The organism is Agrobacterium sp. LR_9, from assembly GCF_041954855.1.
Classification (GTDB): Bacteria; Pseudomonadota; Alphaproteobacteria; order Rhizobiales; family Rhizobiaceae; genus Agrobacterium; species Agrobacterium leguminum.
The window spans coordinates 16,957-37,227 of the sequence record NZ_JAVAYA010000010.1; the positions used below are offsets into that span (position 1 = coordinate 16,957).

Sequence of the window (20,271 nt, forward strand, 5' to 3'; positions counted from 1 at the left end):
CTGCAGCATTTTTCGAGAAGCGTCCATCTAGCGGGGGTGGGTCTTACTTCGATAATTCTGATACAAATCGAGCAAATAACACGCTCATCCGTGGCGGCCGAGTGGGGAAGTGTAAGGGGATCGTCGGTGGCATAGCGCCTTGTGAAGCGCGTTTGGTACTGTCGTTTGAAAGTTTGTCCGTCGTTTCGGCGGCGGCAGTTACATCGGTGCTCATTTGGTCTTCGCCATCGCTGGCAGGTAGCTGCGATCCCGCTGGCCCTGGAACCTGGAGCTGTTCCGGCGCTGCCACAGGGAGCGATCCGTCGGCGGTGATCTTTTCCTCCGCGCCCGTAACGGTTGTCACACAACCAGGATTTGGTTTGTCAGCCTCTGGGGAAGCTATCAGAGTCGAGACCATCGGAGGGATCGCCATAACGGACGGAAATGCGTCCTCCATAACGTCCTCTGGTGGGCAGGGTATTTTGGCGATCAATGATGTTTTCGGCGCGGTTGAAATAACATCGAATGGAAACATCACCGGCATTGACGGTATCTATGTCATCAATACCGGTACAGGTCCCACAACGGTCACCTCCTCAGGCACGGCGATTGGGACAATCGGTAATGGTGTCTATGTTTCCAATGACGGCTTCGTAACAGACCTGACCGTCAGCCAGACGGGCGGGACGATTTTTGGCGCGGATAACGGAATTTTCACGACCAATCGGGGATTTGGAGCGACCGCAATTAGTGTCGCCGGCAATGTGGACGGTGTAGCCGAAAACGGTATATGGGCGCAAAATTTCTCTAACGCGACAGGCATCACGATTACCCAGGCAGCCGGTAGCACGATCACCGGTTATACGCATGGCATCCGCGCCGATAATTGGGCGGCCGGCGCTATCTCGATCACGACAGCCGGGATCATCAACCAGACCCAGACTGGCGCGGCAAATAACGACACCTTTGGTGTCTATGCCTACAATTCCATAGCCGGGACAGATACGATTCTTACCCAGACCGCGGGATCGATCTCCGGCAATTGGTTCGGCATGTATGCCAATAACCAGGGTAGCGGCTCAACGACGATCATTAGTTCCGGCGATGCCACGGCAATCGTACGCGCTGGACTTTACGCTTATAACGCGGCCACAGCGGACAGTATCGTTGTAAGCCAGACCTCCGGAACCGTCAAAGGCGGCACCTATGGCGTTTTCGCAGACAATGCGGGAACCGGCTCCACAACGGTTACACTGTCCGGCGATGTGATCGCCTCCGGTGACTACGGCGTCTATTCGCGTAATGCCAGCAGCGCCTCGGATCTGACTGTAAGACAGACGGCGGGTTCTATTGCTGGCAGAACCGGCATTCTGGCGTCGAATAGGGGTACGGGCGCCTCGCTGGTCAGTGTCGGTGGTACGGTGAGTGGCGGCGCGGGCGCGGGTATTCAAACGATTGCAGCGAACGGCTCGATGATCGATATCGCAGCTTCTGCAACGGTCACGGCAACGTCCGGAACAGCCATTCGTGACGGCGGCGTTGCGGGTAACCCGATTGCATCGGACACGATTGGCGGGAATGTCGCCGTTAACAGCGCTGGCATCGTAACCGGTGATGCGATCCTCGGCCTCGGCGATGACACCTTCAATCTGGCTGGCGGAACCTATACCGGTAATATTTTCGGTGACGACAGAGACGACATTCGAAGCAACGACGGTGTCACAAACCATGAAGGCAATGATACGTTCACCTGGACGGGCGGCACTCTGGCTGGCGGCTTCTACGGTCAAGACGGATCCGATACAGCTGTGGTAAGCGCATCGGCCTTTGATGGTTCGCAGGTTCTTGATGGCGGCGATGATACCTCGGTTGCCGACGGCATGATCGATACGCTTACGCTTCGCGGTGTGAAAGCGACCACGAATGGCGGCAGGATCATCAATTGGGAAGTTGTCAATCTGGATGGTGCCAATCTGTCGATCGACGACGGCACATGGCATGTCGGCGAACCGGACGAAGCAACGACCGGTGTGTTCCTGAACAACAATTCCACACTTGACGGCATGACATCACTCGCCTTCGACGGCAATATGACGATTGATTCAACGTCCACTTTAGTCGGAACGGGCAATGGAACCGGGGTCTATTCGTTCAGCGGCGATGTGGCCAACGCCGGAACCATCACCACGGTAGATGATGCTGTCGGCGATGTTGTCGTCATCGGTGGAAATTATAACGGCAATGGCGGACAGATGTTGTTCGATGTTGCTCTTGGTGACGACAACTCCAGGACGGATATGGTCATCGTCAATGGCGACACATCGGGCACGACTAATGTCGTCGTCAATAACGTCGGAGGCACGGGTGCGCAGACCAGTGAAGGTATCCGTATCATCGAAGTGAACGGTGCTTCCAGCGGTTCGTTCTCGCTCATTGGCGATTACACGATCGGCGACAGGCAGGCGGTCGTTGCAGGCGCCTACGCCTATCAGCTTTATCAGGGGGGCACTTCAACACCGAATGATGGCAACTGGTATTTGCGTTCGCAATTGACCGTGTCGAATCCGGCGCCGACTGCTCCGCTTTACCAGGCCGGTGTTCCGACCTACGAGGCATACCCCCGGGCATTGCTGGGTCTGAACGGTCTGCCAACCTTGCAGCAACGTGTCGGTAATCGTTTCTGGGCCGGTAATGGCGCGTCTGTCGGCACACCTTATGTCACTCCCGAAGAAGCAGGCGTTGCGGTCGAAGGAAATGGTGTATGGGGTCGCATTGAAGGCGTACATAACCACATTGAGCCGCGTTTCTCCGCCTCCGGCACCGAGTACGACCAGAATGTCTTCAAGCTTCAGGCCGGTATTGATGGGCTGTTGACAGAAACGGAAAGCGGCATGCTGATTGGCGGGTTCACAGTCCATTACGCCCATGGCAAAACCGACAGCGGTTCTGTTTACGGCGATGGTGAGATCAGCACGGAAGGTTACGGTCTTGGCGGGACGTTGACCTGGTATGGCGAGAGTGGCTTGTATCTGGACGGGCAGGCCCAAATGACCTGGTACACGAGCGATCTCGACTCTCTCCTTGCCCGTACGAACCTCACCGACAACAATGACGGTTTTGGCTACACACTGTCGTTGGAAAGCGGCAAGCGCATTGCCATCGATCCAGCCTGGTCCATCACGCCGCAGGCCCAGCTGGTCTATTCCAATGTCGACTTCAACGCGTTTACCGATGCATTCGGCGCCCGTGTCAGCCTCGACCGTGGCGAAAGTCTGCAAGGCCGTCTCGGTGTGACCCTCGACCATGAAAGTTCGCGGCGGAATGACGAGGGGCTGCTCAATCGCACTCACGTCTACGGCATTGGCAATCTCTACTATGAGTTTCTTGAAGGGACGAGTGTCAATGTCCAGGGCGTGAGCTTCACCAACCGAGATGATCGTATATGGGGCGGCCTGGGGCTCGGAGGAACCTATAGCTGGGACGACGACAAGTACTCGATCTATGGCGAAGCTCTGGTTCAGACCAGCCTGAATGACTTCGGCGACAGTTACTCCGTCAAGGGACAGGTGGGCCTACGCGTGAAGTGGTAAAAGGCTTACGGTATCGGACCATTCCAGGACGTGTCGATGTATTGAACGTCGACGATATCGGCACCCGTGATCGAAAATTCATAGATCGGACCGATACTCCGAATCTGCCCCGGAAGCCGATAATTCTGGCCATCGCGAGCAGTTCATCAGGGTGGGTTTAGATAGCGCTATGCTGACGGACCGATTGCGCGCTTGCACAACGGACCATACGAAACGCCGCGGGATCGATCGGCAGTGTTGATACTGGTCGGTCCGGTTCGACTGTGGTTGATCAGTTTTGCAGCAGATACTCTGGCCATTCCTGCGCGCCATGGAGTACGCGAAGAATTCGAACTGTCGTCTCGGTAATGGCGTAGGCGGCGACGTAAGGTGTACCGTTGATGACGAGTTCGCGTGTACCGGCGATTCTACCCAAGCGCCCACTGGCAGGAAAGTCGAGCAAGCGACGGGCGGCGGATACTATCCGCTCATCGATGAGAATAGCGGCCGCAGGATTATCTGCCTCAATATACGTGAAGATGGCGTCGCGATCCGATAGCGCAAACGCCGACCAAGTAAGCTTCACGATTCTTTCGAACCCACTTTAAGGCGGGCCGCCGCTCGGCGTTTGGCAAAGTGCGCCTCGGCCTCGTCGTCTGTTAAATCCGACCGAGTATCATTTAACGCTTCGAGCACCTTGGTCCGAAACCAGGCATCGTGTGTTTCACTCCCAGAAAGAAGTTCAAGAGGTAGCGCCCCTTCGTTAGCAGTCCGGGTGAGCATAATACGAACCGCATCAGATACCGTGAGTCCCATGCTTTCAAGCACGGCCGAAGCCCGATCCCGAACTTCGGCATCAATGCGTGTTTGGACAAGAGCGTTTGCAGCCATGACTATCTCCTACATTTTCAGAGATAGTAATGCAATTGAATGACGTTTTCCAGATGCAGTTTTGTGCCGGAATAATCCGCTCTCGGCGCTCAAATGCTCTTGAAAGGATGTGAACCTTGGGCCTACGCTTCAATTCTCCTAACTCAATGAATACACTGAATAAAGAGGCATAGGTTCTTTCCCGCAGGTCTAGCGAAAGAAGCTTCGGAAGCGGTCACCATCGGAGATGATTGTCTTTGCGGGAAAAGGTGCCTCGTTCGAGCCGAACGGCATCTGCGCGCGTAACCTCCATGTCTCCGGTATGTCCCAATGCCTTTTGATCTTTGCGTCAACCAGCGGGTTATAATGCTGGAGACTGGCTCCAATACCCACGCCAGCAAGCGCGATCCAGACCGAAAGTTGCGCCATCCCGGAGGCCTGCTCGGACCAATCTGGAAAGTGATCAGCGTACAAAGGCCACTGATCTTGTAATATCCTGACCACATTTCGGTCCTCGAAGAAAAGAACTGCGCCTGCTCCAGCAGCGAAGCTATCGATTTTTCTGAAGGAGTGCATCTTCGCCTCTCCTTCAACGATATGACTCAACTCCGATTTTACGATGTTCCAGAGTTTCTGATTTTCATCGCGGTGCAGGATCACAACGCGCGAACTTTGCGAATTAAAGGCTGAAGGTGACAGGCGAACCGCCTCGCGAATAAGTGCATCAATCTCTTCGTCAGAGAACGCGATGTTTTTGCCCAGAAAATACTGCGTCCGACGTTTTGCAAGAAGTTGCACCGTCATACTGCGGCTATCGGGATTTTGCGTTGGGAGGTCCAATTTTCTCTCCTGGCTTTTCTATCAATTCAATCATGCGACCTCAATCGTTGGAGAAATAGGCTGCCAAAGCGAAACCCATTGTTGCGGAAAAAAGAACGATGCCAGCACCCTATGCAGCGTTATGCGATCCGGCGAGGTGAGGTCGATGCGGCAACGCTCCACTGAGCCGCTGCACCCATACTGCTCGGTTTCCAGGGCGACGGCGGACAGCGATTTTTACCAACCACGGAACTTGCTCGGTTCGTTTATTCAGCTCGACCTGTAGGGGACGCTGTAGGACGTCAGTGTGAGCGCCGGACGAATTGGAAGACTTGACAATATCGTGCACCCAGTGTTGCAGTAGCCGCGTTTACTGGAGTTCGGAGTTGCTAATGGCGGAACCTGAATCTGTCGAGATCCTGGACTTGATCTCCTTCATTCGGGTGGTCGAAACTGGTAGTATCGCTGGTGCGGCTAGTCGTTTGGGGATCGCTAAATCGATCGTCAGTCGCCGCGTCAGTCGTTTGGAGAATTTTCTAGGCGCAACGCTCCTCACACGTTCCCAAAAGGGAACAACCCTTACAGACGTCGGCCGTGAGTATCATGTACGAGCAGCATCTGGGTTGGCCGAACTGGAATCAGCGCAGGAGATGGTTGTAAGGTCGACGACCGAAGCATCTGGTCAGGTTAGAGTTTCGGTTCCCGTCGCTTTCGGAGAGTTCTGTCTCGCTCCGCTGTTGGCAGAGTTCGCCCTCCTCCACCCAAGGATCCATTTCGACGTCCGCTTTGAAGACCGTCAGCCGGATCTTGTCGCCGAAGCGTATGACTTGGCGGTAAGGATCGGAAGCATCCCGGATTCGGTTCTGATTACGAGAAAACTTGCAAAGGTACGTTGGGCTGTCGTCGCCAGTCCATCCTATCTGGAAGCCAGAGGGCGACCCTCAAAGCCCGCTGAACTGGCCGCGCACAACGCCATACTCTACTCGTTCGATACGGTCAGCTGGCGTTTTCAAGGTCCGGATGGATGGGAACAAGTCCGCGTTAACTCACAATTTCGCACAGACAACGGTCAAATGATGCTTGCCGCCGCTCGGGGCGGAATTGGTATCGTGGTGCTGCCCCTCTTCATGGTTCAAGAGTCGCTTGCCAGAGGTGAGCTGGAAGTCGTCGTCCCAGGCTATACTCACGCGGGAGCAGATTTGCACATATTGATGCCACCAGCGCGCGCAGGCATCGCTCGAGTGCGCGCGCTGGTAAACTTCCTGTATGAGAAATTCGAACGTGAGTTGTAATGACTGCCACTCGTCGAGCTCGATAACTGATGGGGTGGATGCCCCCTTCGGCCGGCATCGGAGTATGATGCCTGCCCCGGGATTTCAAGACACTGCACCTTTAGGACCAACCACTCTAAGTCTGAGAAACCCAGGTTGCCGTAATCCTAACGCCCTTTGAAGGTCGCGATCCTGCGATGAGAACCGCAGCACCAGACGCTCTTGACCGGATAACGGGCGATGGCTCCGTATTGCCGATGGCTTTCAAGTGACCGCGCCAATAAGGCGGACGATCGAGACTTTCGCCAAATCGGCGAAATCCTGCTCGACTTGCGAAAGTGGATCGGTGACGCTGGCACGCGCTTCAACCGTCGCCACCAAGCGATCACGCAGGTCTGGGTCGGAAATGCTCGCATGTTCGATCAGCGCGCGGATGGCGGTGTCAGTTGCGAGCTTTTGAGCGCTTTGCGTAAGAGTAGATTTCTCGTGTCTCTCCCTTTCGAGCTCTGCATGGCTCTCTGCCTTTCGGCGCCTCGACAGAATTCCGTGTTCTTTTTCCCAATACCGGGCCACACCGCGCCCCACATAGAGTATGTCCCACGCGTGGTCTGGATCACCACCCTTGGCCGTATCCGCATTCGCACCACACAGGTGCAAAAACAGTCGACGCATGGCGACGTCCGCGAAGTAAGTCTGGGCAGTGGCTCGTGGTTCACCTGACTGAAATGCAGCCTCCGATTCCACTGCCGCTTGGCTGATAGCTGCATGTATCGCATCCATCATAACTCTTTCCGTCTGCTTCAAGGTGTCAACTCTGTCCTGCAAATCATTATCCTTTCAGAAGTCCCGTATCCCATTCGGGAGATGCCGACCGAGTTGGTGAGACATCTCCATCGATCTGCGAATTTGGATTGGCAACATTAAGTGGAAATTACGCAACACGACCGAATGCAAACTTCCGTTAAAGCTCCAGCACCAGAAGCCTGCCTGGAGGAAGTTTTCTGACCGACCAGCTCCAATTATGGAAGCAAGCCAGATTTAAGGGCGATGTGTTTGTATTCGATAAAGTCCTCAATGGCGGCTTTTTCCGTTCAGCCTGCCGAGACCGGATTGCTTAAATCCACCCTCCTCCGTCCCGTCATACACCCTGGCCCAGTCGTTGATGAACACGCTGCCCGCTTCAAGCGCATGTGCGACCCGTACGAGCGATCCAGGTCCGCGTCCAGATCGAGGCAGACAGGCCATAATCGTTATCGTTTGCCAGCACGACTGCTTCCCGCTCTTCTGAGAACCGCTGGATGGTGATCACAGGACCGAATGTTTCCTGCTGTACGACCGGCAGGCTATTGTCGGAGACCTCCAGCATCGAAGGACGGAAAAAAAAGCACCTTTCGCCAAAGGGCCTTCTTTCACGGGCCCTCCTCGAACGACCGCAGCTGCAGCCCTTCACAGCGCATTTTTCACCACGTTGTCGACACGGGCGACGCTCTCCTTGTCGATGAGTGGCCCCATATCGCTCGCCGGGTCGGATGCCGGTCCGACTTTGACAGCACGCAGCCTTTCGGCGAGGCCGTGGCGGACCCGTTCGTAGATTGAACTCCGTACCAGCAGCCGCGAGCCCGTCCTACAGAACTGGCCGGCAAAGATGGTCAGTGCATTTTCGAGAGCCGGTAGCATGGCGTCGATATCAGTGTCGTCTCGCCAGGCGGTTGCGCGGAATGCGCGTTTCGCGGCTTCGATGGCAGAGTGCGCGGCCGCTCCGCCGTCCGGATAATCTCCGATCGTCTCATATGTCCCTGGATCGATGGAGCGGCCGTGTTTGGAAGACGAGACAAAGGTGCCGTCGATCCAGTTATGTGCGGAAAACGTCGTCATTGACTAGTCTTTCTGATGTCGCAAGGGCGCGCGAGATCCGGCCCGCGCTCATGGGCGGCCTCCGGACACAACAGGGTAATGCTATGCCCACTCGATTTCGAGGTGTGCCGGAGGACGATCCCGGTCAGGTCAGGAACGGTGGCGGATTTTCGCCCCGCAAGCGATAATTCGGCCGCGGCCTTTCCAGGCGGATAGACTCCAGCACGGTATAGGCGTGGTACTTCGTCTGGGTCGTCACGCCGGCAAGCCGCTCGGACCAGAGCTGGCCATTGCTGCTCTTCTTTTCCAGGACGTATTTCGTGGCAAAATTGGCCATCGAATTGATCCAGTTCTCGGTGCCTGAAAACACTTTGTCCCAGCCGGCGCCCTCCAGGATGCTTACGAGCGCATCCGATCGGCTGAAGCGATCCACGGCTGCCTGTGCTCCGTCGAGAACGTCCTGGAAATATTCGATTGAAGCTGCGACCGTATCTGGCGTCCCGTACTTCATATGATGGCCAGCCACGAGGAAATCGAAGTCATATTCCATCAGTTGCTTCTGTGCTTCGTACCAGCCGGTAATATTCTGCGATGCGTCGCAATGCATGAACGTGGCGCTGCCTGGACTGACGATGTCGATGACGGTCAGCACCTTTTGCGTTGGCGCATAGATAAAGATGTTGCCGGGGCAGTGGTTCTCGCCCTTGTAGGACAGTTCCAACGTCACCCCGCCGACGACAAGCTGACGATCCTTGTCGAATGTCAGGGTTGGCACCGGTCGGTTCGGATCGGGGAACCGCTCTAGCAATTCCCTGGTGATGTCGTGCGCGACGATCTCGACATTCGGTCCGAAAACAGAGGCGGCGCCGATGTGATCGGTGTGCCAGTGGCTGTAGATCAAATGCGTTACCGGTTTGTCCGTGACGTCTTCGATGGCGGCCAGCATGTTTTCACCGATCGTCGGCGGTGCGTCGATGGCGACGACACCGTCATTGGTCACGACGAAGGCCGCGTCATAGCCACCGCTGGTGACCCAATAGAAGCCGCCACGAAGCTCCTCGACATGGTAGCCGAGCCTCTGGAAGCGTTCGGAGGAGAAATACTCAGGATAATATCCCGGCGGATCAGCCGGGTGCTCCCCGGCCTCCGGAAAGCCGTAATGGTCGATCCCGAAAAAGTTTGGCTCGTCGGTCGCTCTGATCAGCTTCTGGTGTCGGTCGCACATTTGCTCAATCCTCAATGTTCGCGATATCGAAAGAAAGTGGGTGGTTAAGCGGCTTGCGGGGGAAAGCGCAGGACGGCCTTGATCACGCGCCCCGCCGCGACATCGTCAAACGCCTCGTTAATGTCGTCGAAGTCGTAGAAGGTGAGCAGCCTGTCGAAAGGGAAACGACCGTTTCGATAGAGGCCGACCAGTTCCGGAATCATCAGGCCGGAAATGGCATCGCCCTGGATAATCCCGATGAGGCTTTGCCCCACCGTGAGCCGGGATGCGTCGACAACCGCGCCCGAATGGTCGTTGAAGGCGACGAAACCGAACTGCCCCATCGGAGCAAGAGCGCCGATGCCGGCGTCGAGGTTCTCCTTCCTACCGCTCGTGTCGAGAACGTATTCGACGCCGCGAGAAGCGATACCCCTGATCACCGAGGTAACATCGGTTTGCTCACGCGGGTTGACGCAATGCGTCGCGCCAAGTTCGTAAGCGAGCTTCAGCCGTTCGGCATTGACATCGATGGCGATAATGATTGCCGCATCGGCGACGTGGGCAGCCATGATCGCAGCCAGTCCCACCGCCCCCACTCCGAAGATCGCGATCGAAGCGCCGACCGGCACATCCAGGGCTTTTAAGACCGAGCCGGCACCGGTCTGGAAGCCACAACCGAGTGGTCCGAGCAGTTCGAGCGGAACATCGTCCGGGACCTTGACGGCATTGCGCTGGTGAGCGAGCGCATATGTAGAGAATGAGGACTGGCCGAAGAAATGCGCATGGAGCCTGTTGCCGTCGGGCGTTGTAACGCCGATCGTTCCATCGAGCCTGGCGCCAGCGAAATTCGTTTCCCGGACGTGGTCGCAGTAGGCCGGATGGGAAGACATGCAGGGCTTGCAGTGACCGCAGGAGTGATAGGAAAGAACGACGTGATCGCCGGGCTTCAGATGTGATACAGCCGATCCGACATCTTCGACGATGCCGGCACCTTCATGGCCTAGGATCGCCGGCAGCGGAGTTGGCATGAACTGTTGCCTGACATGCGCATCGGTCGCGCAAATACCCGTAGCAATCATGCGAACGAGCACTTCGTCGGGGCGCGGAGCCTCAAGCTTCACTTCCCGAAGAATGAAAGGGCCGTCCTTTTCTTCGAGTACCGCTGCGGTCGCTAATTGGGTCATCCTTTTTCTCCATGGGCTGATTTCTGATGTGGGCCGCGCGACCCCGTTCACGGACCGGCCACGATCCATGTTTGCAAGAGCTCGATACGATCCGCTCGATTTTCGGATAACGAGCGTCACGGCGATGAAGTAGCTGGTTTTTTCAGTCCGTTTTTCGCGCTGCTGTTCCTGAGAATACCTGTGCCGTCAGGCTGAAAAAGAGGGCAACTGTGGAACGTCGGGTTGCTGATAGTGAAACCCTTTGCGGCTTCACGCGGCTGGGTATGCGGATCAAACAGGCCTCATCGCGCCGGCATTCGGGAACTCTCCCTTTCGGTATGCGGCGTAGTAGCCGGCAAGCTCGTCTTTTGAGCCCGCGATGAAAGGACCCTGCGCAACGACGTTGATGTTTTGCGGCTGACCTGCATACAAAAGCACCCGAGCACCGCCCTTCCCCGCCTTCAGCCTCATGAAACTGTCACCGTGAACCGCCACCGGACGGGTCCAGCCGACTTTGTCCTCGGCGAGAGCTGTCCTTCCTGCGCCAGCCTCAATCTCGCCGGCGATGACCACGACGAAACCATTGTAGGACGACGGCAGCAACTGTTCGAACTCGGCTCCGGCATCGAGTCGGATATCGACCAGGCTTACCGGCACCGCGTTCTTCGCTGGCGCAATGATGTCTGCCGAACGACCGCTGTAGACCGTTGCCTCGAAGCCGTGACCGCGGTGTACCGGCATCTCCTCACGTCTCAGGATCTGTACCCTCGGTGCCATGTTGCGCGCCCGCTCGGGAAGAACGAGCCATAGCTGAAACAAACGCATACCTGCAGAAACCCGGGCATCTTCCGAATGCACGATACCGCTTCCGGCTGTCATCCATTCCACGTCGCCTTCGACCAGGCGTCCTCCGGCATCCTCCATGGTGCCGTGAAGCATGAACGTGACGGTCTCCAGGCCGGCATGAGGGTGGGCTTCGCCGAATTGCCCCTCGCCGGTCACGTGATCGTCCGCCATCAGGAAGAACGGGTCGGTCGCGGAAAAATTTCCCGGTGCGACGACGAGGGCTGCTTTGTGTCTCTCACCCGCAAAGCCGGGGCCGAGAGGCGGTGTGGTTGTAACGTTGTCGATGGACCTCTGAAACATCCTTGCTGCCCTCGTGAAGTTGAGAGGTGAAACCTGTCCGCTCTGTCAACGGATGTGCAGTGATTTTGAACGAGACACCGCTCGCAACAAGTCACGATTCCCCGAACCCAATGTTGCCAAACCAGCAACGTCCAGGCCCCCGGAATTGCGGTACGCTGCTGCGGATTGATGCCGACAAACCGACAACGAGAGCAAGATGATGAGACTGACGCAGCGTGTTCGCAGCTATTTCCGTGAGGAAGCATGGGACTTTCCCGAGCATGAAAGACCAGTGGTCGCTGGTCGCCGGCGGCGCCAGACTTTTGACGGCGTTAGGAGGCGGCGACGAACACCCCAGAGCACTTTCGATCGTCACGCTAGGGATATCCATGGCGTGGATGGTTGCTCATACCATTTATCGATTTCGTCGCAGTGCCGGGGGTCGATTACATCTTGCTCAGGACGCGGGGTAGCGTTCCGTAACGTGATTTGGAGCATTGCAGATGTCGGATAAGAAATTTCGTGTGGGTATCATCGGAGCAGACACTCACGCAAGTTGGGCAGGCGCATCGCATGTGCCAGCCCTGGCGTCACAACCCCACCTAACGCTGGCGGCAGTCGCGACCCGACGCGAGGAAAGCGCCAAGGCGGCGGCCGAAGCATTCGGCGCAGAACTCTGGTTTGCCGATCCCTACGTGATGATAAGAGACGAGAGCATTGACGTCATCACGGTCGCCGTGAAAGTGCCGGCCCACAAGGACCTCGTGATGACCGCCCTGCGGGCGGGTAAAGCTGTCTATTGCGAAGCACCTCTGGGCGCAACGCTGGAGGAAACTAACGAGATGGCGGCAGCAGTCGGGTCTTTGCATACCGCGATCGGCCTGCAAGGCCGGCATAATGCTGCTGTCCGGCGTGCGGCGGAACTGGTCGCGTCAGGAAAACTCGGTCGCATGATGTCCGCGCGTGTCGGCGCGACCACATTCGGCTACGGTCCGCAATCTCCAAGCATGTACGACTATTTCAACAAGGCCGCTTCTGGCGCCAGCTTCATGACGATTACGGCAGGCCACGTGCTGGACGTCATTGAGGCAGTGCTCGGCAACATTATCGAGGTCGATGCGCGCACGGAGTTGCTCTGGCCGGAGATCGAGATCGTCGATACAGGTGAGACTTCAAAGCGAGAGATTCCGGATCATCTCGATCTGATCGCAAAGACGGCAAGCGGTGCGCCTGTATCCGTGCAGATTCTGGCCGGCGTCCCTGCAGATGACGCGAGCTTCGTTTTCGAGATCCGTGGCTCGCAGGGCTGGCTAAAGCTCACCGGCAATCATGTGGCAGGCGTACAGGTCGGAGACATTTCAATTTCATCAAGCCTGGAATTTGCTGCACCCGATAGGCCGGTCGCCAATGGTGTCGGCCCAACAGCCGCCGATTTCTGGGCAGGAGCCGCTATCAATGTCGGGGAGGTTTATGCGTCCCTGGGGCGCGATCTGACGAATGGGACATATACCACTCCCGGTTTCGACCATGCCTGCCATAACAGCCGTTTGATCGCGGCCGTCGAGCTTGCGGCAAGAACTGGCGAACGGCAACACCTCGTCTGAGGTTGTCGCAGAACGGCTCGGCGTTCGCAACGGATGTCGAGCCGGCCGTTAGCGCAATCAATTGGGAATACGCTCAACAAAAACTATCGCTGCCGGCCAATCTCGGAAATTCAAAAAGAAGGACGACATCATGCAAATGCGCAAGCTGGGTGAAAGCGGGTTGTTCGTGTCGGAGTTGGGCTTCGGCGCCATGACATTCGGAGGAACGGACGGACTTTGGGGAAAAGTGGGGAGACTTGACCAGGAGGATGCCAATGCACTGGTCAAGGGCGCTCTCGACGCCGGCATAAACCTGTTCGATACAGCAAATGTCTATGCGCACGGACGCAGCGAAGAAATACTGGGACGCTCGCTGAAGAACCTTGGTGTGTCGCGCAGGGATGTCGTGATCGCCACCAAAGTCGCCTCCGCCATGGGTGACGGACCGAACCATCGCGGCACTTCGCGTGGACATATAATCTCCGAATGCCGGGCAAGCCTCGGCCGGCTGGGTCTGGACCACATCGATCTATACCAAATCCACGCATTCGATTCCGCGACGCCGATCGAGGAAACGCTGGAGGCGCTCGACACACTCGTCCGTGCGGGGGACGTCCGCTACATCGGCCTTTCGAACTGGGCCGCGTGGCAGATCATGAAGGCGATCGGGATAACACGCGCCAGAGCCCTCGCACCAGTCACGTCACTGCAGGCATATTATACGCTTGTCGGGCGCGATCTGGAGCGCGAAATCGGCCCGCTGCTCTCATCTGAACGTGTTGGCCTCATGGTCTGGAGTCCGCTTGCCGGCGGCTATCTTACCGGAAAGTATTCCGCAGGTGGCAATGCTGTAGGGGGCAGACAAACGGAATTGGATTTTCCACCCATCGATCGCATCCGGGGAGAGCCCCTGATCGCGACCCTTAAAGCCGTCGCGGAGAAACACGGCGCTAGCCCGGCGCAGATCGCGATCGCCTGGTTGCTGAAGCAAAGCATCGTCTCGACCGTCATCGTCGGTGCCAAGCGCGTCGAGCAATTGCAGGAAAACATTCGGTCCGCATCGATGGAGCTGGACGACAACGACATGGCGAAGCTCGATGAGGTCAGTCGTCTACCCGTCGAGTATCCGGGTTGGTTGCTGAATGACGGAAACGGACACTCGCGCTGACGCGGAAAAGATGCTTGAGATCGATGAAGGATGAGTTTAATTATCCATTCTATGAATTTACACGGTATCGATCTCAATCTTCTCGTTGCCTTTGATGCTCTCAATTCCGAGCGCAATGTGACACGTGCCGGAAGCCGTATTGGCCGGACCCAACCGGCCATGAGCGCGGCTTTGTCGAGATTGCGGTTTCTGCTGCGGGACGAATTATTCGTTCGCGGGCCGAACGGACTTCAACCTACACCGCGAGCGGTAGAACTTGCCGAACCGATCTCACTTGCTCTGCGGGAAATCCAGCGGACATTGCAATTCACGCAGGGTTTTGATCCCGGTAAATCGACCGTGTCTTTTTCCATTGCCGTTTCGGCACATGCAGGTTCAGTCATATTGCCGCGCCTCCTGTCGCTGCTTGAGGAAAAAGCCCCCGGAATTGATATCAAGGTCAGGGATTATAGCAGCCGTGATGACGCGGTTACCCTGCTCGACAGCGGCGGCGTCGATCTGACGGTCGGCATTCCCCCCACGCCCACGAGCCGGATCCTGAGCGCCCGGCTTTTCCAGGAGCGGTTCGTTTGTATCCTTAGGAAGGATCATCCAATCCTCGGCCGCCCTTTCGATCGCGAGACGTTTCTGTCTCTGAGGCATATCCTGGTCGCGCCCGATAACGAGGGTCTGGATGTTGCCGATGCCGCACTGGCTTCGAAGAATTTCAGGAGGCGGGCGGCCGTGACTATTCCCCATATGCACGCCGCGCCGGCATTGGTTGCATCATCGGATATGGTCGCGACCGTCATCGAAAGCGTGGTTGCTCATTCAGGCTTTGCGGAGCGTCTTGCAGTCTTCGATTTCCCGCTCCCCCTAAACCCTGTACCATTCGTGCTGTCCTGGCATCGTCGCAATGACGGGCACCCGGCACAGCAATGGCTGAGAAACGGCCTGCTAGCCGCGTTTCCCCACGTGTGGCTCTCTTCAGAAAATATCTGCAGCGATCTTGCCCCGCAGTATTATTAGGTGGCCATCGTATCGCGGCAAGCAGCTCGGAACGCGTAACGCTCAATTTACCATCACACGGCCATCGGCGTCTGATGCACGACGATTGGCGCATGGAACGGAACGCGGTCGTAAAGGTCAACGATGTCCTGGTTCATAAGGCGGACGCAGCCGGATGAAACAGCCTTGCCGATGGATTGCCATTCGGGATTGCCGTGGAGACGATACAGCGTATCTTTTCCGTTCTGGAAAATATAAAGAGCGCGAGCGCCGAGCGGGTTATGCAGTCCAGGATCCATCCCTCCGTTTGCGACAGAGTATTTTTCCAGTTCGGGTTGCCTTGCAATCATCTCGCTTGGCGGCTTCCATCTTGGCCAATGCTGACGCCAGTGAATATATCCGTTCCCTTCCCATGAAAATCCGTCGCGCCCGATGCCAACGCCATATCGTAACGCAGTTCCGCCGTTTTCCACCAGATAGAGAAATCGCCTTGGCGTATCGACGACAACAGTTCCCGGCGCCTCCCCGGTCGGGTCAGCAACGCGCTGCCTGAGATATTCCGGGTTCATTCGCTCAAAAGGAACTGCAGGAACGAAATGTCCCCCGTCCTCAAATGCAGCGTAACGGGAAGCGAGATCCGGGTCGACCGGTGAAGGCTGCGGAGTGGCAATGGGCTGGGACGAGCCTGACGCCGATCTTTCCTGAACTGTTGTGCATCCGCCGAGTATGACCGGCGTGGCTAAAGAGCCGACTATGAACGTACGACGGGATATGAAACTGTTTCGGTTCTGCATCATGGAAGGCGACTTTCGGGTTGCGGCTGGCACACGTGCTTGCATCGCACGGTATCCTCCAACAGACGGAATATTCCATATCTGCATGAGTGATAGCCGTCATAACCGTTGGCTATGCCATGCGCCGTTACCGCTGCTCCGGGGAGATCCCGTCAATGTTCCTGAGCCGCGGCATAACAAAGTCCGTAAATGCCCGGACGACCGGTCGCATGAACTTTGTGGACGGATAAGCGAGAAATGCTTCGGTAGATCGCAGCCAATATTCGGGAAGCACCCTTACAAGCTCGCCGCTGGCCAACAAGTCCAATACGAGGTTCTTCTGCACAAGTCCCACACCCCGTCCTCGTAAAAGTGTTGCAATCATGACATGCGCATTGTTCGTTATGAGCAATGGCCTGACGGTGACGTCTTCGGCGCGCGCATCAGGTCCCAACAGGGAAATAGTATTGCGCTGGGCAAGCATCTTCGGCGTGCCAATGACCTCAAGCTCTGAAAGTCGTCCCGTATCGTCAATCTGCCCCACCTGTTGCAGGTAGAGAGGGGAAGCGACGAGAAATCGCTCCACCCACCCGATGCGGCGTGCGATGACGTCCTGATCCTCGATTTTCCCGTAGTGAACTGACAAATCGAAATTGTCATAGACCAAGTCGACTGTGCGCTCGTCGAGAGCCAGTTCGACGGAGATCCCGCAATACTTATCCTGAAATTCCCCGACCATCTGTTCGAGATGACCAACACCAATGCAGGATGGGGCGTGAATTTTTAGATTGCCTTCGATTTCACCTGTGTTGATGCGAACGCCCTCCAGCGCCGCGTCGATCGATGCGATCGCAACACGGCTGGCCTCGTATAATTCGAGCCCATGCGCCGTCGGGCGAACGATTTTCGACGAGCGCTCCAGAAGCCTGGCTTGAACGAGCCGTTCGAGGTTCGAAATATGCTTCGTGACCGCCGGCTGCGTTACCCCTAGGTCCCGTGCCGCAGCAGTAATCGACCCCTTCTCGACAGTGCGGATGAAGGCTTTTAAAGCAACGTTGATATCCATGATATTGCGCTTGGTTATGATTGACCCAAACCATAACCAAATGTTTGGAATATGGCTTGATGATGTCTGCGCGGGACAGGGGTGCATTTCAACGTCATGGATCCGCTTGCCGCCCGCAATCGGTCAATCATCTCACGACTATCAGCGCAAAGCGGGCAATCACCGCTTGGATTTCAGCCCGCTGTTGATTTCCCTCAGTAAGCGTTTCTGCTGATCGTTCGTATTCTCCAGGGCATGAAGCCAAAGCAGCGTTGCTGCCTGGTGCTTCCTGCCGCCGCTCAACGCGTTGTCGAAGTCTCTCATCCATGATCCAAGATGGGCGATGTAATCTTCGGCAAGCGCTGAAATCTCGACGTCATCACTATCTGGCCCCAACGCGTCGAAACGATCCCCCAGCTCTCGCACGGTAGCACCATATTCGAGATCCGCGAGTTGGTCATAGAGCCGGGCCAGTTCTGCGCGCTGCCCTTCATCCAAAAGGTGTGACAGGAGTACGGATTGCTCCCGACCGGCCCGCACCGCTTTAGGCTCTCGCCCGACCTCCAGCGGCATCAGAGACGCAGCAAATTCCGGTGCCATGTCGGGCGGTCCTTTGCCGTCACGCAGGGCTGTAACAGTCCGGCGTTGACGCTCCAGAAGTTCGATCTGCCGCGTGAGCCCCTCAAGAAGAGCGTCCAAACGCTCCTCGCTCATCTCGGCACGACCGTCGAGAAACGCCGGGATTTGCGAGAGCGAGAAACCGAGCGCTGTCAATTGACCGATACGCAGCAGTCGGATCAAATGCGGCACGCTGTAAGCGCGATACCCATTGTTCTGTCTTGGCGGCTCCGGCAAGAGTCCGATCTGGTGGTAGTGCCGCAGCGTGCGGATGCTCACGCCCGCCAGTCCTGCAATCTCCTTACTGCGCATGCGCCGCCCTCATTATTCGCCCCTCAAATGCCGCGCAAGAAAGCGCTCGATCCTCCGATAAAGCTCAATATTGCTATCCTCGTTGATGAACCAGTGCCCTTCGCGCTCGTTGAGGAGATAGTCGACCTCCACACCATTCGCACGCACCCTTTCCACCACCAGATCCGCCTGTTCCTTTGCGACACGCACATCGTTCGCGCCGTGAACCACCAAAAGCGGTTTGGAAATGCAATCAAGCCGGCTGACCGGCGAGCGTGCAATCATGTCCCGGTTCTGCGTCTCGATGTCAGGGTCGCCCATGTAAGAAAGGTAGGTGTTGATCAGCGTAGGCCTTACGAACGGGACAACTCCATCCACCAGCATCCGGAGATCGGACATGCCGGAGTAGGAAATGGTTGCGGCGAAGCGCTCCGGCGTGAAGCTGGCGCCCACCAGCGCGGCGTAACCGCCATAGGAGCAACCGTAGATCGCCACCCGCGCCGGGTCGGCAATACCCTGCCCGATTAGCCAGTCGAGCCCGTCGATCAGGTCGTCATGCATGCGCCCGGAGAACTCCCCTATCGCGGCTTGCATGAACGCCTTGCCATAGCCGGTCGAGCCGCGAAAATTCACCTGCAGCACGGCATAGCCGCGGTTGGCGAGGAACTGGACTTCCGGATCATAAACGCAGGCGTCGCGATACCATGGCCCGCCATGTACCAGAAGCACGGTCGGCAGCGCACGCGGCTCATCCTTGGCATCGAACCAGACGGGCAGCGTGGCATGGCACGGCAACGTCAATCCGTCGCGCGACATCACATCGACGGGTCGCACGCTCGCCAGCCGCTCGGCTTCGAGCGCTGGGAATCGCTCGCCAAGCACATGCGCTTCGCCGCTCTCATGTTCGAAATACCATGTCGTGCCGGGATGCCGGTCATCCCAAAATTCTGCCACCCATTGTCGCCCATCGGCATCGCAGGAAATGTATCCTATTTCCCCCTCCGACAGCCGCTGCAGGCTGTCTAGCACGGCGGCAAAATGCGCGTTCAGAGGCTGTATCACCTGTCTTTTGCCAAGATACCGTAGTCCCAGCAGCTCGCCTGTCACAGGATTGGTTATCAGGCTTGAGGGAAAGCGCGGATCGGCCTCGGGCCGCGGCGTATCGAGGCTGAAATCGGGCTGGCTGTCGACTACGCTGTGCTTGCCCGTCGCAAGGTCAATGGCAGCAAGATAGGTGTGGTCGCTGCCCGCGTTGCAGCCAACCAAGATGCTCTTTCCATCCGCCGCCACCATCAGCGGCATCGGCCCGATTGGCTGGTCGCGTCCGCTCAGCTTCGCCAACGTGGTGAAAGCACCGTTCTCGTACCGAGCCAGTTCGTGGTCACCCACGTCGTTGATGATGAAGGCATGCATCGGTCCATTCGGCGTAACGATCCAGCGTACGAACCGACCAGGATTCAAGGCAGCGCCCCTGGTTTCAGCGCTTTCGATATCGACCTCGTACAGGTCGATCAAATCCGGACTTCTGAGGTTCATCTGCACGAAAGCCTTACCTGGAAACGCGGCGGACAAGTCCAGTCCCACTACCCGCACGCCGGAATAGGGCGTCAAGTCGACAGTCCTGGCCTTCCCGCCCACCGTCTCTGCCCCGTCCACCTCCACACGATGAAGGTGCCAGTTCTCGTCGCCCAGGTTGTCTTGTACAAAGAGAATGTAGCGAGCATCACGCGTCCAACTGAAGCCGTCGATATTGCGCATGTCATCGCCCGTCAGTCGCCGCGCCTTGCCTTGTCCGACTGGCCGCACCCAGATATTCAATCGCCCATGCCAGGGCGCCAGATAGGCCACCAGCCGGCCATCGGGCGAAATCTGCGCCCGCGAAAATTCTGGCATTCCAAAAAGTGTTTCAATCGGGATGAGATCAGGTGCAGTCATATCGAACCTCGTATCGT

At 57.0% G+C, this 20,271-nt stretch carries 17 protein-coding genes and 1 pseudogene; 5 read left to right on the top strand and 13 right to left on the bottom strand.

Annotated features, from left to right (window positions below; all coding sequences use genetic code 11):
- Positions 1-1,031 precede the first annotated feature (1,031 nt).
- Positions 1,032-3,569, top strand: a complete 2,538-nt coding sequence (locus RAC79_RS13330) for an autotransporter outer membrane beta-barrel domain-containing protein (RefSeq protein ID WP_374997168.1) — start codon at positions 1,032-1,034, stop codon at positions 3,567-3,569.
- A 271-nt stretch (positions 3,570-3,840) separates the two neighbouring features.
- Here the strand turns inward: RAC79_RS13330 and RAC79_RS13335 are convergent, their stop codons facing one another.
- The 3 genes from RAC79_RS13335 to RAC79_RS13345 form a co-directional block, all read right to left on the bottom strand.
- Entirely contained in the window at positions 3,841-4,134 is a 294-nt protein-coding gene (locus RAC79_RS13335) for a type II toxin-antitoxin system RelE/ParE family toxin (RefSeq protein WP_374997092.1), read from the bottom strand.
- The gene (locus tag RAC79_RS13340) at positions 4,131-4,439 is read right to left on the bottom strand and encodes a type II toxin-antitoxin system RelB/DinJ family antitoxin (RefSeq protein ID WP_374997093.1); all 309 of its coding nucleotides are present in this window, start codon (positions 4,437-4,439) and stop codon (positions 4,131-4,133) included. Before RAC79_RS13340 ends, RAC79_RS13335 begins: the two co-directional genes overlap by 4 nt.
- A gap of 189 nt (positions 4,440-4,628) precedes the next feature.
- Positions 4,629-5,222 (bottom strand): nitroreductase family protein, encoded by a 594-nt coding sequence (locus RAC79_RS13345; RefSeq protein ID WP_137005977.1) that lies wholly within the window; start codon positions 5,220-5,222, stop codon positions 4,629-4,631.
- A gap of 407 nt (positions 5,223-5,629) precedes the next feature.
- Between RAC79_RS13345 and RAC79_RS13350 the strand changes: the two genes are divergently transcribed.
- A complete protein-coding gene (locus RAC79_RS13350; RefSeq protein ID WP_374997094.1) occupies positions 5,630-6,529 on the top strand; it encodes a LysR family transcriptional regulator in 900 nt (299 codons plus the stop codon).
- 243 nt (positions 6,530-6,772) lie between these two features.
- Here RAC79_RS13350 and RAC79_RS13355 read toward each other — a convergent pair whose 3' ends face one another.
- The 6 genes and pseudogenes from RAC79_RS13355 to RAC79_RS13380 form a co-directional block, all read right to left on the bottom strand.
- Positions 6,773-7,291 (bottom strand): hypothetical protein, encoded by a 519-nt coding sequence (locus tag RAC79_RS13355; RefSeq protein ID WP_374997095.1) that lies wholly within the window; start codon positions 7,289-7,291, stop codon positions 6,773-6,775.
- A 288-nt stretch (positions 7,292-7,579) separates the two neighbouring features.
- Complete coding sequence (locus RAC79_RS13360) at positions 7,580-7,753, bottom strand: aldehyde dehydrogenase family protein (RefSeq protein WP_374997096.1); 174 nt, start codon at positions 7,751-7,753, stop codon at positions 7,580-7,582.
- Positions 7,689-8,383: pseudogene (locus tag RAC79_RS13365) on the bottom strand (aldehyde dehydrogenase family protein). Before RAC79_RS13365 ends, RAC79_RS13360 begins: the two are co-directional and overlap by 65 nt.
- A 124-nt stretch (positions 8,384-8,507) precedes the next feature.
- Complete coding sequence (locus RAC79_RS13370; RefSeq protein ID WP_374997097.1) at positions 8,508-9,587, bottom strand: MBL fold metallo-hydrolase; 1,080 nt, start codon at positions 9,585-9,587, stop codon at positions 8,508-8,510.
- Positions 9,588-9,631: 44 nt separating this feature from the next.
- Positions 9,632-10,750 carry an NAD(P)-dependent alcohol dehydrogenase gene (locus tag RAC79_RS13375; RefSeq protein WP_374997098.1) on the bottom strand — a complete coding sequence of 373 codons (1,119 nt, stop codon included), beginning with the start codon at positions 10,748-10,750 and terminating at the stop codon, positions 9,632-9,634.
- Between the two features lie 270 nt (positions 10,751-11,020).
- Positions 11,021-11,875: a pirin family protein gene (locus RAC79_RS13380; protein WP_374997099.1), complete on the bottom strand. Its 855-nt coding sequence runs from the start codon at positions 11,873-11,875 to the stop codon at positions 11,021-11,023.
- A gap of 482 nt (positions 11,876-12,357) precedes the next feature.
- Between RAC79_RS13380 and RAC79_RS13385 the strand changes: the two genes are divergently transcribed.
- The 3 genes from RAC79_RS13385 to RAC79_RS13395 all read left to right on the top strand — a co-directional run bounded on the left by RAC79_RS13385 (position 12,358) and on the right by RAC79_RS13395 (position 15,613).
- Positions 12,358-13,458, top strand: coding sequence for a Gfo/Idh/MocA family protein (locus tag RAC79_RS13385; protein ID WP_374997100.1), 1,101 nt, complete (start codon positions 12,358-12,360; stop codon positions 13,456-13,458).
- A gap of 130 nt (positions 13,459-13,588) precedes the next feature.
- Positions 13,589-14,605, top strand: a complete 1,017-nt coding sequence (locus RAC79_RS13390; RefSeq protein ID WP_374997101.1) for an aldo/keto reductase — start codon at positions 13,589-13,591, stop codon at positions 14,603-14,605.
- A gap of 30 nt (positions 14,606-14,635) precedes the next feature.
- Positions 14,636-15,613 (top strand): LysR family transcriptional regulator, encoded by a 978-nt coding sequence (locus RAC79_RS13395; RefSeq protein ID WP_374997102.1) that lies wholly within the window; start codon positions 14,636-14,638, stop codon positions 15,611-15,613.
- 53 nt (positions 15,614-15,666) lie between these two features.
- Here RAC79_RS13395 and RAC79_RS13400 read toward each other — a convergent pair whose 3' ends face one another.
- The 4 genes from RAC79_RS13400 to RAC79_RS13415 form a co-directional block, all read right to left on the bottom strand.
- Positions 15,667-16,389 (bottom strand): L,D-transpeptidase family protein, encoded by a 723-nt coding sequence (locus tag RAC79_RS13400; RefSeq protein WP_374997169.1) that lies wholly within the window; start codon positions 16,387-16,389, stop codon positions 15,667-15,669.
- Positions 16,390-16,513: 124 nt separating this feature from the next.
- Positions 16,514-17,431, bottom strand: coding sequence for a LysR substrate-binding domain-containing protein (locus RAC79_RS13405; RefSeq protein ID WP_374997103.1), 918 nt, complete (start codon positions 17,429-17,431; stop codon positions 16,514-16,516).
- A 159-nt stretch (positions 17,432-17,590) separates the two neighbouring features.
- Positions 17,591-18,340, bottom strand: a complete 750-nt coding sequence (locus RAC79_RS13410) for a MerR family transcriptional regulator (protein ID WP_374997104.1) — start codon at positions 18,338-18,340, stop codon at positions 17,591-17,593.
- Positions 18,341-18,352: 12 nt separating this feature from the next.
- Positions 18,353-20,254: a S9 family peptidase gene (locus tag RAC79_RS13415; RefSeq protein ID WP_374997105.1), complete on the bottom strand. Its 1,902-nt coding sequence runs from the start codon at positions 20,252-20,254 to the stop codon at positions 18,353-18,355.
- Positions 20,255-20,271 lie beyond the last annotated feature (17 nt).

Coding starts and splice junctions, on each gene's coding strand:
- RAC79_RS13330 (WP_374997168.1), top strand. CDS start 1,032: ATGTATGCCAATAACCAGGGTAGCGGCTCAACGACGATCATTAGTTCC.
- RAC79_RS13340 (WP_374997093.1), bottom strand. CDS start 4,439: ATGGCTGCAAACGCTCTTGTCCAAACACGCATTGATGCCGAAGTTCGG.
- RAC79_RS13345 (WP_137005977.1), bottom strand. CDS start 5,222: ATGACGGTGCAACTTCTTGCAAAACGTCGGACGCAGTATTTTCTGGGC.
- RAC79_RS13350 (WP_374997094.1), top strand. CDS start 5,630: ATGGCGGAACCTGAATCTGTCGAGATCCTGGACTTGATCTCCTTCATT.
- RAC79_RS13355 (WP_374997095.1), bottom strand. CDS start 7,291: ATGATGGATGCGATACATGCAGCTATCAGCCAAGCGGCAGTGGAATCG.
- RAC79_RS13360 (WP_374997096.1), bottom strand. CDS start 7,753: ATGGCCTGTCTGCCTCGATCTGGACGCGGACCTGGATCGCTCGTACGG.
- RAC79_RS13370 (WP_374997097.1), bottom strand. CDS start 9,587: ATGTGCGACCGACACCAGAAGCTGATCAGAGCGACCGACGAGCCAAAC.
- RAC79_RS13375 (WP_374997098.1), bottom strand. CDS start 10,750: ATGACCCAATTAGCGACCGCAGCGGTACTCGAAGAAAAGGACGGCCCT.
- RAC79_RS13380 (WP_374997099.1), bottom strand. CDS start 11,875: ATGTTTCAGAGGTCCATCGACAACGTTACAACCACACCGCCTCTCGGC.
- RAC79_RS13385 (WP_374997100.1), top strand. CDS start 12,358: ATGTCGGATAAGAAATTTCGTGTGGGTATCATCGGAGCAGACACTCAC.
- RAC79_RS13390 (WP_374997101.1), top strand. CDS start 13,589: ATGCAAATGCGCAAGCTGGGTGAAAGCGGGTTGTTCGTGTCGGAGTTG.
- RAC79_RS13395 (WP_374997102.1), top strand. CDS start 14,636: ATGAGTTTAATTATCCATTCTATGAATTTACACGGTATCGATCTCAAT.
- RAC79_RS13400 (WP_374997169.1), bottom strand. CDS start 16,389: ATGATGCAGAACCGAAACAGTTTCATATCCCGTCGTACGTTCATAGTC.
- RAC79_RS13405 (WP_374997103.1), bottom strand. CDS start 17,431: ATGGATATCAACGTTGCTTTAAAAGCCTTCATCCGCACTGTCGAGAAG.
- RAC79_RS13410 (WP_374997104.1), bottom strand. CDS start 18,340: ATGCGCAGTAAGGAGATTGCAGGACTGGCGGGCGTGAGCATCCGCACG.
- RAC79_RS13415 (WP_374997105.1), bottom strand. CDS start 20,254: ATGACTGCACCTGATCTCATCCCGATTGAAACACTTTTTGGAATGCCA.